This is a genomic window from Leucobacter albus, from assembly GCF_039528015.1.
Lineage (GTDB): Bacteria > Actinomycetota > Actinomycetes > Actinomycetales > Microbacteriaceae > Leucobacter > Leucobacter albus.
In genome coordinates, this window is sequence record NZ_BAAAKZ010000001.1 from 347,657 (window position 1) to 359,278 (window position 11,622).

At 62.7% G+C, this 11,622-nt stretch carries 10 protein-coding genes; 7 read left to right on the forward strand and 3 right to left on the reverse strand.

The genetic code is table 11. The annotated features are described in order from the left end of the window. Positions 1 to 131: 131 nt before the first annotated feature. Together ABD115_RS01570 and ABD115_RS01575 are read left to right on the forward strand one after the other, a co-directional pair. Positions 132 to 530: a hypothetical protein gene (locus ABD115_RS01570; protein WP_343957484.1), complete on the forward strand. Its 399-nt coding sequence runs from the start codon at positions 132 to 134 to the stop codon at positions 528 to 530. Between the two features lie 53 nt (positions 531 to 583). Continuing rightward, entirely contained in the window at positions 584 to 1,996 is a 1,413-nt protein-coding gene (locus ABD115_RS01575) for a S8 family serine peptidase (protein ID WP_343957486.1), read from the forward strand. A gap of 162 nt (positions 1,997 to 2,158) precedes the next feature. On the opposite strand, the gene ABD115_RS01580 is transcribed toward ABD115_RS01575, so the two are convergent. Next, positions 2,159 to 3,292, reverse strand: a complete 1,134-nt coding sequence (locus ABD115_RS01580) for a glycosyltransferase family protein (RefSeq protein WP_343957488.1) — start codon at positions 3,290 to 3,292, stop codon at positions 2,159 to 2,161. Positions 3,293 to 3,436: 144 nt separating this feature from the next. Between ABD115_RS01580 and galE the strand changes: the two genes are divergently transcribed. From galE to ABD115_RS01600, 4 genes are all read left to right on the forward strand, one after another. Next, on the forward strand, positions 3,437 to 4,450 hold the full coding sequence (gene galE / locus ABD115_RS01585; protein ID WP_343957490.1) for a UDP-glucose 4-epimerase GalE: 1,014 nt from the start codon (positions 3,437 to 3,439) through the stop codon (positions 4,448 to 4,450). After that, on the forward strand, positions 4,447 to 5,877 hold the full coding sequence (locus tag ABD115_RS01590; RefSeq protein WP_343957492.1) for an LCP family protein: 1,431 nt from the start codon (positions 4,447 to 4,449) through the stop codon (positions 5,875 to 5,877). The genes galE and ABD115_RS01590 overlap by 4 nt, the downstream gene beginning before the upstream one ends. Positions 5,878 to 5,926: 49 nt before the next feature. Next, positions 5,927 to 6,907, forward strand: a complete 981-nt coding sequence (locus tag ABD115_RS01595) for a glycosyltransferase (protein WP_343957494.1) — start codon at positions 5,927 to 5,929, stop codon at positions 6,905 to 6,907. Between the two features lie 101 nt (positions 6,908 to 7,008). Next, complete coding sequence (locus tag ABD115_RS01600) at positions 7,009 to 7,851, forward strand: glycosyltransferase (RefSeq protein ID WP_343957496.1); 843 nt, start codon at positions 7,009 to 7,011, stop codon at positions 7,849 to 7,851. A 26-nt stretch (positions 7,852 to 7,877) separates the two neighbouring features. Here the strand turns inward: ABD115_RS01600 and ABD115_RS01605 are convergent, their stop codons facing one another. Then, positions 7,878 to 8,978, reverse strand: coding sequence for an ATP-binding cassette domain-containing protein (locus tag ABD115_RS01605; RefSeq protein WP_343957498.1), 1,101 nt, complete (start codon positions 8,976 to 8,978; stop codon positions 7,878 to 7,880). A gap of 7 nt (positions 8,979 to 8,985) precedes the next feature. Beyond that, a complete protein-coding gene (locus ABD115_RS01610; RefSeq protein WP_343957500.1) occupies positions 8,986 to 9,852 on the reverse strand; it encodes an ABC transporter permease in 867 nt (288 codons plus the stop codon). A 684-nt stretch (positions 9,853 to 10,536) separates the two neighbouring features. Here ABD115_RS01610 and ABD115_RS01615 point away from each other — a divergent pair. Beyond that, on the forward strand, positions 10,537 to 11,622 hold a 1,086-nt coding region (locus tag ABD115_RS01615), incomplete at its 3' end, for an LGFP repeat-containing protein (RefSeq protein ID WP_425560052.1).

Consider the following 11,622-nt stretch of genomic DNA (forward strand, 5'->3'; position numbering starts at 1 on the left):
GAAAGCTGCTTGAATAAGTCGCGCGCCATTCGCCGGGCGAGCACCCGCACTTCCGTGAGAAAAGATCCACAGATAGACACATTTCGGTTACAGTCGTTAGTTAAAACTGACTCAGCTGATCGGGAGTGATTATGTCGGAAGACAGTGAGATTCTTGTCGACGAGGCGGCAGATGCGGTGGTTGGTTCCCTTGCGAAGAAGGCCCCGGCCGCGCCGAGCGAGGCCAGCATGGAGTCTGTCTCCGGGCCGTCCAAGAGCGCTGGGGCCCAACGCTACCGAGAGCAGATGTCTAAATTTGCCAAAGAAGCGCGATATGAGTTCGTCAAGCTCTTGGAGCTCGTGCGCTTGGACTCAGAGAACGGTCTCGCTGCGATCGCGGACTTTCGGCGGCAGGATGAGGAGATCATGCTGCTGCTGAGGAGATTTGATGATGAGGTCGTAGCCCAGGGTCTCGGCCACGAACAGGGCAGCACGCAGCCGCGTGGCACGGATACAGATGCCGGTGCTGGTGCGGATGAGGAAGCCTGGTGAGCAGGCGCGGGCTCGCGGCCATCGGGGCCGTCGCGGTGGGAGCGCTCATAGCCGTGACGACGGCGCTTCCCGCTGTCGCGGTCTCTGGAGTTGGGGTTGGGATGTCTCCCGAGGAGCGTGCCGCGGGGCTGTGGTACGTGGAGAGGTTGAAGCTTGATGAGTTGCATGCGCAGGGCGCGACCGGTGCGGGGGTCAAGATTGCGGTGGTTGATGCCGGGTTGAACCCTGATGCTGCGGAGCTTGCCGGGGCGAATATTACGGTGAAGGGGGCGTATTGTGCGTACCCGGAGACCGGGGAGCCGGTGCCTGCGGTGAGTGATGACCCGGAGCGTGCGGCGCATGGAACCGATGTGGTGGCGATGCTGGTGGGTAACGGTGTTGCCGCTGATGGTGGGCCTGGCACGCGGGGGATCGTGCCGGAGGCCGAGGTGTGGTTCTATGCGACCGGGGTGGCTGATGAGCAGGGCGCGTCTGATCGGGCGGGGTGTGAGAAGTACAACGCATCGGCTGGCGAGTTCTATGACGAGTCAACGTTGACGGGCGCGCCGGGCTATTTCCTTGGTGGTGTGGGCGGGTATGCAGCTCAGCGCGCGGTTGAGGATGGGGCGGATATCGTTGTGCATTCGGGCATCAGCGCGGATATCGCGGGGTGGAGTATTGCGATGATCTCGGCGCTGCGTGCCGGGGTGCCACTGGTGGCCGGGACACCGAACCCAGACGGCAGCTTGGACAGCGTTTTAGCCTTGAACTACCCGTACAGTCTCAACGGTGCTGTTGCGGTGTCGGCAATCGACAGCGATGCGAAGATTCTGAACGGTGGCGGGGGGCTGAGAGACCCGTACTGGGGCAACGCCAGGGGCTCTCGAAACCTTGCGTTTGTGTCTGCGGGGTCTGCGATATTAACGCCGTCGGGCGGCGGCGCCTGGGGGCCTGCGATCAGTTACGGTACGTCGCTTGCGACGCCGTTGGTCGCCGGGGTGATTGCGATGGGGCTGCAGAAGTACCCGAGTGCGACGGCGAACCAGGTCTTACAGGCAATGATTCGCACGACCGGCTCTGCGGGCCTGCACGAACCCAAGTGGCTAAGGGAGGAGTTTGGGTATGGGGTCGCGAACCCGAGCTCGCTGCTTGCGGTCGACCCGGCGGTGTACCCCGATGAGAATCCGTTTGTCATCATGGATGTGTCAGACCCGCGATGCTTCACCAGGGAGGACCAAGCGGAGCCTCGCCCAACAACGATGCTGGGGTGTGACTGGGCCATCGGGCCCGACGCTTCGGAGGTCTGGCCTGACGAATCGCTTGAGGGCGAGAGCGAGGCAGCCGTGCCGGCCCTCGCGATTGTGCTTGGCATAGGTCTGGCAGCGGCAGTAGTAGTTGTTGTTGCAGTTTGGGTGCCACTGCTGATTGCCCGGTCACGCAAGCGAAGAATACCGATACACCAACTTGAACCCCAACACTGGAGGTAACTGATGGTAACGGAGATGGCTCTGGCGGCGGCACTGACGGCAACGATGGGAGTGGCACGCGGCCGGTGTACCCGGGTGGCGACGGCACGATGACGAAGGGCACGTGCCGCACCCCTCGGCGCGTGCGGGCAAGCGTACGCCGGAGTAGGGCCGGGCCGGGCCTTAGATGAGGGCGTGCATCTCCCACAGCTGCCAGGCGACGGCGCGCCACGAGAACGAGCGGCCGCGGTCTGCCGCGTGCACGGTGAGGCGCTCGAGTTCGCTCGTGCCGTCGCCGCTGCTCGCGATGAACAGCCGCGACAGCGCGGTGATGAAGCCCGCCGACTCTGTCTCTGAGACCCCGGCGTCGACGATGTGCTCCTCGAGCTCGGGAGTGCCCGCGTGCAGCACTGGCACACCAGACATCAGCGCGGCGACAACGGTGTAGCCCGTCGTCGCGAACGACTGTGGTTGCAGCAGCATGGTCGCGCCCGAGATGATTGCGCCAGCGTCTGCGAGATCCTCCGCGGGCACGACGGTGACCCGGTCGCGCGCCGAGCTTGGCAACTGCCCGACGATGTCGGTCTGGAGCGGCGACCCCTTGACGTGCTGCACGGGGTCGAAACCCGTGAGAATCACGAGGTGGGGGAGCGACGGGTCGGCGTTGTAGGCGTCGAGCACCCACTGCAGCCGGCCGTAGTCGTCGAGGTTCGCCGTTGTCACGACGTAGCGCGCTGGCAGGCCGAGGCGGGCGCGGCGCTCCGCCGAATCATCGGAGGCGAGCAGCGCGGCCGGCGCCACCGGCGCGATCACCTGCACCGGCAAATCGTGGCCGTAGTGCTCCTGCATGAGCGAGGCGGTTGCGTGCGAGCTCGCGACGATGACGTCTGCGTAGCGCGCAGCACGCTTCATGAACGCGCGGGTCAGGCGCCCCTGCGCGGGCGTGAGTAGATCGGGGGCCGTCCACGCGAGGGCGTGCTGAATCGACACGGTCGACTGCGTGCCGTCGTCTTCGGGCCTGGCGCGCAACGGAATCATCGGGGAGATCGCGTGCGTCATCTCGCCGTCGAGCGGCCGGGCAGTCGTGCTCGATTGCCACAGAATCGGCAGCGCGTTGCGCCCCATTGGCAGCTGCTCTACAGCGATGCGGGGGGAGCGAAACTCAGGCGGCACGGTGCCGCGGGCAGCGAGAAACCTGGCCGAGCAGCTCTTCGGTGCCGACTCCGCGAGCGCGTTTGTGAGATCTTCCGCTGCGGCGAAGTGCAGTGGTGCCTCCCAGTCGGGAAAGGGCTCCGCGATTAAGCTCAGAGTCGCCATTCCCACCTCCGCCGGCCGTACACCTCAAAACTATTGACTCAAGTCATTCTATGGTGCACGAATTGTAGTTCGCCGCACGGCGCGCCCTGTGAATTCTCGGAGTGCCGCATGGTTCTCACTGGAAGGGTGAAGTAGCCTCGTTCTATGCGTGTTCTGCTCACCGGAGGCGCCGGTTACATCGGCTCCCACACTGCCCTTGTGCTCCTCGAACGCGGCCACGAGGTCGTCGTGCTCGATGACTTCTCGAACAGCAGCCGTGAGGCCGTGCGGCGCGTTGAGGAGCTCACGGGTCGCTCGATTCCCGTTATCGAGGCGGATCTGGCCGACCGCGCCGCGGCCGGCGAAGCTTTTGCCGGCCTCGACGTCGACGCCGTCGTGCACTTCGCCGGGCTCAAGGCCGTCGGCGAGTCTGTTGCGCAGCCCACCCGCTACTACCGGGTGAACATCGATTCGACGTTGAATCTGCTCGACATCATGCGCGAGCGCGGCATCACGAGGCTCGTATTCAGCTCAAGCGCCACTGTCTACGGCGACCCGCAGTACGTGCCGCAAGACGAAGCGCACCCGACCGGGGTGGGGCTCACGAACCCGTACGGGTGGTCGAAGGCGATGATCGAGCAGATTATTCGCGACGCGCAGGTGTCGTGGCCCGAGCTCGAGGCGGTGCTGCTGCGCTACTTCAACCCCGTGGGCGCGCACCCGTCTGGTCGCATTGGGGAGGATCCGACGGGCATTCCGAACAACCTCATGCCGTTCATCGCGCAGGTCGCTGTCGGCAAGCGGGAGAAGCTCGCGGTGTTTGGTGACAGCTACCTGACGCCCGACGGCACCGGCGTGCGCGACTACATTCACGTGATGGATCTCGCCGAGGGCCACGCCGCGGCGCTCGAGCGCATGACGAGCGGCGTGACGACCTACAACCTCGGCTCGGGTACGGGCTCAAGCGTGCTCGAGGTCGTGCGGGCCTTCGGCGAGGCCGCCGGGCGCGAGATTCCGTACGAGGTCGTACCGGCGCGCGGCGGCGACGTCGCCGAGACCGTCGCGAACCCCGAGAAGGCGAACCGCGAGCTCGCGTGGCAGACGACCCGTTCGCTCGCCGACGCGTGCCGCGACTCCTGGGCATGGCAATCTGCCAACCCTGATGGGTACGGTGCATGAGCGTAAGCCTCGGCTACGACCTCGAACGGCCGATCCGCACCCCTGATCTCTCCTCTCCGCCGCTGATGACCAAGCGGGCGAGGTGGCTCGTGGTGCTCGGCTTTCTGCTCCCCGGGAGCGCCCAGGTGCTCGCGGGCAACAAGCGGCTCGGGCGCTTTGGTATCGGTGTGACGCTCACCGCGGTGCTCGTCGCGCTCGTCGCGCTCGCTGGTCTCGTGTTTGCGCGCTCGACGACGCTGTCGATTCTCACGAACAGCATCGTCTTGTTCGTGCTGCAGTGGCTCGTGCTCGGCCTTGCGCTGATGTGGCTCGCGTTCGGCATCGACACGCTCAGACTCACAAAGCTTGTGCGGGTGAAGCCCTCGTGGCGGGTGCCCGTCGCGATGCTGTCTGTCGTGCTCACCCTCGTGCCCGTGGCCGGTGCGGCCTGGGCCTCCTCGCTCATCGGCACCGGCCGCGGTGCGATTGGCAGCATCTTCGTCGGCGCTCCGGCCGTGGCTCCGATCGACGGTCGCTATAACATCTTGCTGCTCGGCACCGACGCGGGCTCTGACCGCGAGGGGATCCGCCCCGATTCGATTTCGCTCGTGAGCATCGACGCGAAGACCGGCCAGTCGGTGATTATCGGCCTGCCGCGCGAGCTTATCGAGATGCCATTCCCCGCAGAGTCGCCGATGAGCACGGTTCACCCGAACGGCTTCGGCGTCGCCCCGAACGCATTTGGTGACTGGGGCGGCTGCTACACGACGTGCTACCTCAATGCCGTGTACACCGAGGTTGAGGATTTCCCCGACATGTACGCCGGGCTCTACCCAGACGCCGAAGCGCAGGGCTCCTCGCCCGGCATCGAGGCCACGAAAGACGCGGTGCAGGGCGCGACGGGCATCGACCCGCAGTTCTATGTGCTGCTGAACATGGACGCGTTCTCGAACATTATCGACGCGCTCGGCGGCGTCACCGTCACGGTGCCCGAGCCGCTGCCCATCGGCGGGTCGATCGACGAGTACACGGGCGAACTCGTGAACGTCGACGAGTGGATCGACCCGGGCGAGCAGCACCTCGACGGCTGGCACGCGCAGTGGTTCGCCCGCTCGCGCTACGGCTCGATGAACGGTGACTACGATCGCATGCAGCGCCAGCGCGACCTTCAGGCTGCGATTCTCGCGCAGATGAACCCCGCCAACGTGCTGCTGCGCTTCCAGGAGATCGCGGCAGCCGGCTCGCAGCTCGTGAAGACCGACATCCCTGATTCGATGCTCGGCCGCTTCGTCGACCTTGCCGGGAAGGCGCGCGGCTACACCCCGGTGAACGTTGAGCTCGTGCCCCCGGCGATCGACCCCGAGGCTCCGATCTACGACGACATCTACGCGCTCGTGGCCGAGGGCGTTGCGGCCGCGAGCCCCCAGCCCGAGGCAGATTCACAGTAGCCGCGCCCGTTAGACTAGGGCGGGTTTCACGTGCAACGAAAGGGTGGTCATGCGGGTCACGGCAGTTCTGGTCGCCTATAACAGGCGCGAGTTGGTGGGTGAGGCGCTCGACGCACTCGCCGCCCAATCGCGCTCGGTCGACCGGCTTGTTGTCGTCGACAACGCCTCGACTGACGGGTCGATCGAGGTCGCCGAGGAGCGGCTCGCCGCGTGGGGCGACCGCGCCAGGCTCATCAAACTCGAGAAGAACACCGGGGGAGCGGGCGGCTTCGCCGTTGGCATCGCCGCGGCCGTCGTCGACGAAGACACCGACTGGGTGTGGGTGATGGACGACGACACCGTGCCAGGCGCCGACGCGCTCGCCGGTGCCCTCGCGACGCACGAACGATACCGGGCCAGCGGCCGAGACGACCTCGCCGTGATGGGCTCGCGCGTCGTTTGGACTGACGGCGAAGACCACCCCATGAACACCCCCAAGGCGAAGATTCGTGCGGGCCGCGCCGAGCGCGAGCGCGCAGCTGCAGTCGGCGCGATGGAGATTCGCTCGATCTCATTCGTGTCGGCCTTCTTGCGTGCCTCGCGCGTGCGCGAGCTCGGGCTGCCGCTCGCCGACTACTTCCTGTGGAACGATGACTTCGAGTACTCCGCCCGCCTGTTGCGCGGCGCGCGTGGGCTGTTCACCCCGGCGTCGGTGGTGACGCACAAGACCGCGAAGCGGGGTTCGAGCGACGCCGACCCCGGCCCGCGCTTCTTCTTTGAGGTGCGCAACAAGCTGTGGGTGTTTCGGCGCTCCGACGCGCTCTACGGCTGGGAGAAGTTTCTCTACTTCGGTGCGAGCCTCAGGCGCTGGCTGCGCACCTTTAGGGCGTCGAGCGACCGTGCGCAGCTGCGCGACTGCCTGAAGCGCGGCTGGCGCGATGGCACGCGCACGAACCCGCGCTCGACCCGCGACGTGCTGCGCGACACCGGCGTGCCCGTCGACGTGATGATCGAGATCGAGCGGCTCGAGAAGGCGGAGCGGCGGGCGTAGGCGCGAGCGTCGTTCCGCTCACGGCTCTCGGGCCGCAGTTCGCTGCGCCCGCGCGCGGTGGTGACCCGTGCGTGGCACCCGGCTAAGCTGATGGAGTTATGGTGAATGCCCCCGAATTCTCGCTGCTGCTGCCCGTCTACGCCGGCGACGACCCGTCGTTTCTGCGGCTCGCCTTCTCGAGCTCGGTCGACGACCAGACGCTACGGCCGAGCGAGGCCATCATCGTGCAAGACGGGCCGGTGCCGGCTCAGCTCGCCGCCGAGCTCGATCGCATCGTGCGCGACAGCCCGATCCCGGTGCGCGTCGTGCAGCTGGCAGAGAACCGCGGGCTCACGCACGCCCTCAACGCGGGCCTCGACGCCTGCGCCTACCCCATCGTCGCCCGCATGGACGCAGACGACGTGTCGGTGCCCGAGCGCTTCGCCCAGCAGCTCGAGCTCATCGAAGCGGGGTACGACCTCGTCGGCGCCGGCATGGTCGAATTCGAGACAGACCCGGCGGTCGCGGTGTCGGAGCGGGTGCCGCCGACGGGAGCGGCGCGGATCCGCAACCACGCGCGCACCCATAACCCCTTCAACCACCCGACAATGGTGTACCGGGTCGCCGCGCTCGACGCCGTCGGGCGGTACGAACCGTTCGGCAAGATGGAAGACTACTGGCTCGGCGTGCGCCTCATCGCCTCTGGCGCGCGCGTCGAGAACATCGCGGCGCCGCTCGTGAAATACCGCGTCGGTGCTGGCGCCTTCGCCCGCCGCGGCGGCTGGCAAGAGGCCAAAACCGAGTGGGCGCTGCAGCGCGAGATGCTGCGCATCGGCTTCGTCACCCGGGGCGAGTACCTGCGCAACGTCGTTGTAAAGGGCGTGTACAGACTGTTGCCGGCCTCTGTGAAGCGCGTGCTCTTTCGGAGGTTTGTGGGGTCGGGGCTGCCTGGGGAGAAGGGGTAGGGGTGTTGACTGGTCTGCCCGCTATGTCACTGCTTCGGCTTGAAATGAAGCCCCTCGTCTAGAGTAAACACTGCTGTCCCGTTGGTGAATTCCATCGTACGAGCCTCGTAGTTCTCCAGCATCCCTTGGGGTGTAGAACGCATGAGTCCCCACTCGCCATTTGGTCCGCCGTGTTTGAGGTAGACCGGTAAAAAGTGCCCACGGCCGAGTCCCACTGTCAACGGCCCGCCACCATCTCCGGGAACGTAGCTCGTAATCAGGCCCTTTTCAAATTCTTGGTAGACTCCGGGCGTCACGCCGCGAGCTTCTTGTTGCGGCCCGGTGGGCGCACCGAAGATTGCAGGGTTATTGGCATAGTAATCGTATATGTGGCCTACAACGGGGAATGCCGTCGTCACAGTCTCGGTGTTCGCTTGTAGATGGACAATGGCTTCGTCGATTGGTCCATCGAAAACTACTCGTCCATGGTCAAGTACTATGCCACGCTCGCAGAGCTTCCGAACCTGGGCGGCATTGTGGCTGACGATAAACATAGTCTTTCCCTGAGCTTGTAGTTCGAGCATGCGCTGCTCGCACTTTTTTCGGAACTCAGCGTCACCTACAGAAAGCACTTCATCGACTAATAAGGTATCGAGCTCTGTGTGCACAGCTACCGAGAAACCAAGGCGCGAGTACATGCCTGAGGAGTATCTCTTGACTTCAGTGTCGATGAACTCGCCGATCTCAGAGAAATTGAGTATCTCTTCAAACCGTGCATCGGTTTCTGCCCTGCTCATGCCCAAAATCGCTGCATTCAAGTAGACATTCTCACGGCCCGTAAGATCTGGGTGGAACCCAGCACCCACTTCAAGTAGCCCGGCAATTCTGCCACGAGTGCGGATCCATCCGGCGTCAGGGTCCATCACGCCTGACAACAATTTGAGGGTTGTTGACTTTCCCGAGCCGTTCCTTCCCATGAGGGCAACGGATTGGCCTTGTGGGACTTCGAAACTCACTCTTTCTACGGCGTTGAAGTGAGTCGTTGACTCCTGGCGTTTGACCGCAGAGATAAAAGCTTGCTTGAACGACTGAGCGTGCTTGATGTCGAAAGTCTTGCTGACGTCGTTGAAGACAATGACTGGCTTCACAGACTCGCTAGAGGTGCTGAGCAAAGGAGCCCTCCAATTTTCTGAAGGTGATCTGGCCGATAAGGAGCGTTAGTAGGGCGATTGCGGCCGCAATGAGTGTCTGAATCAGGAGATGGCTTGGACGTGCATCAGCTGGTGCGATCGGTACCCAGAACGCTGTGTGGAACAACTCTACGGCGGCTGTCATCGGGTTGACCATATAGATGTGATAGAGCCACGCAGGGGCGTGGGTTTGCACCAACTCCCAAGTGTAAAGAACAGGCGAAGCCCATGTGGCAAACATGAGAATGAGATCTACGAAGTTGCGTGCGTCTCGATAGGCGACGTTGATAGAACCGAAGAAAAGGCCGAGGCCGAGCGAAAATATAAGAATCAGGAGCACGCCTGCGATGAAGGCCAGAAGCGGTACCCAGCCAAACGACCACCCAAAAATCAAAGCGACAACGAATAGGAGTACCGCTTGGGGGAGGAAGTGGATCAGTCCGACTCCGAGTGCTGCCAGCGGAAACAGAGCTCGTGGCAGGTAGATCTTCTTTACGAGGGCCTTGTTATCCGTGATTGCGCTGGTTGTGTTTCGGAGGGTCTCACTGAAAAGGTTGACGGCAACAATTCCAGAGAATAGGTAAATAGGAAAGAGGGTGATGTCGCCCCGCCCGCCCATGAGGATGCCCACCACAATGTAGTACATCAAGAATTGCGCTGCGGGCCTGATGTAGGACCATACCCACCCGAGAGCAGAACCGTGATACCGAGTCGTGATGCCCTTCTTAAGGAGCAACGTCAGCAAGTGGTAGTGCCGAAAGATGCCGAGCAGCCCTCTGTCTGAGCCAGGTTTTCTGAAATCTGGATCGTCCAGAATCGCATGTGCGTCCACGGGAACAAGTCTATCCTTTCGTCCTCTAGCTGTGGATCGAGTGGCAATGAACTTCCTGCAAACTCTCTTAGTTCCCCTGCTGGTGAAGCGTCATGGCAATCGAACTGTGGCAAAACCGCGTGATCACGTAGACTCTCTGAAGGTTCAACTAATGAATGAAAGTTGATGCAAACGTCCAGCCGCAAAGTGCTGGTGAGCGGTCGACGTGACAGCGAAGTGTTTTCAGCGATGGATGGAGTCTACATGCGCCGGGTCGTAGCAGTGCTATTGGGTACTATCGCACTCGTGTTGGGCTTCATTGCACCCCCACCGCCAGTTTACGCAGCCGGGCCCTCTGACGGCTTCCAAGCGGGAAACATTATTTCTGACGCAAACTTTTACGATGGTTCGTCAATGACAGTAAGTGAAGTTCAGCAGTTTCTGAACGCGCGAGTCCCCACCTGTTGGCTTGGTCGGCCAGGCTATGAAGTGGGGAAGCCGGTGATGTGGGGAGGGCCCACGAAATTGGCATCCAAATGTCTGAAGGACTACACAATCAGCACAACGGCCCAACCAGCCAACGCGTATTGCGCGGGAATAAGCGCGGTGCAAAATGAGTCTGCGGCGTCGGTGATCTCAAGAGTAGGAAAGGCCTGTGGGATCAGCCCTAAGGTTCTTCTAGTCCTGTTGGACAAAGAGCAAAGCTTGGTCTCTGATCCCTGGCCCAACGAAAACCAGTATTTCATGGCGATGGGATATGCCTGCCCCGACACAGGTCCTGGAGGCTCTGCGGCATGCGACCCAGCGCAAGGGGGATTTGCGAAGCAGGTCTATCGAGCTGCCTGGCAGTACAAAGTCTACCGCGCATTCCCCGATAGCTACCGCTATAAGCCGTTTCAGACGAACACGATCCAGTGGCATCCCAACGCGGGGTGCGGAACTTCACAGGTTCGAATTGAGAATTGGGCAACCGCCGCGCTGTACATCTATACGCCCTACCGTCCTAACCAAGCCGCGCTAAATGCGGGTTGGGGAACCGGCGATGCCTGCTCCAGCTACGGGAATCGGAACTTCTACAACTATTACACTCAGTGGTTCGGCAATTCCGCGATTGTTCTGGACGCACGTTTTGCTACGCTCTATAACTCGCTGAACGGATCCCTGGGCGTACCCACCCAGAACTCGGTCGCGATAGGTGGAGGAATCTATCAGAAGCTAGAAAAAGCGGTGCTGTATTGGCATCCTCAGGCGGGCGCATTTCCAGTCTTCGGAGGGGTGCTCAGCGGCTATCGTGCGCGCGGAGAAGCCACAGGGAGACTCGGGTTCCCAACTGCTCCCGAAAGTGCAGTGAGCGGGGTTCCATACCAAGATTTTCAGAACGGACGGATCTATTGGAACGGTAGCTCTATTGCTGTGGTTGCGGGGATGTGGTCTCACTATCGAAAGGGCGGCGGGATCGATGCCTTTGGGCTTCCGAAGGCCGACGAAATAGCGGTGGGGAATAGCTCTGCTCAGGAATTCGGCAAAGGCACGGTTACGTGGGGCCCCGGTGTCGGAACGAGAGACGTTCGTGGCGGAATCCGCAGCGCATACCTTCGGTTTGGGGGACTCTCGCAAGTTGGCTATGCCACGACAGAAGAGTTCTATTACGCTCAGGGCGCGATTCAGCAGTTCAGCAAACTTGACATCTATTGGACACCTGCTGGTGGCGCGTTGCCCGTCGCTGGTGGGATTCGGTCTGCGTTGAATCGCAACGGCGGGGTGCAGGTACTTGGCTTCCCGTTGGCAGCG

Excerpts from the sequence above, each read along its gene's own strand:
- ABD115_RS01570 (WP_343957484.1), top strand. The coding sequence starts at position 132 with ATGTCGGAAGACAGTGAGATTCTTGTCGACGAGGCGGCAGATGCGGTG.
- ABD115_RS01580 (WP_343957488.1), bottom strand. The coding sequence starts at position 3,292 with ATGGCGACTCTGAGCTTAATCGCGGAGCCCTTTCCCGACTGGGAGGCA.
- galE (WP_343957490.1), top strand. The coding sequence starts at position 3,437 with ATGCGTGTTCTGCTCACCGGAGGCGCCGGTTACATCGGCTCCCACACT.
- ABD115_RS01590 (WP_343957492.1), top strand. The coding sequence starts at position 4,447 with ATGAGCGTAAGCCTCGGCTACGACCTCGAACGGCCGATCCGCACCCCT.
- ABD115_RS01595 (WP_343957494.1), top strand. The coding sequence starts at position 5,927 with ATGCGGGTCACGGCAGTTCTGGTCGCCTATAACAGGCGCGAGTTGGTG.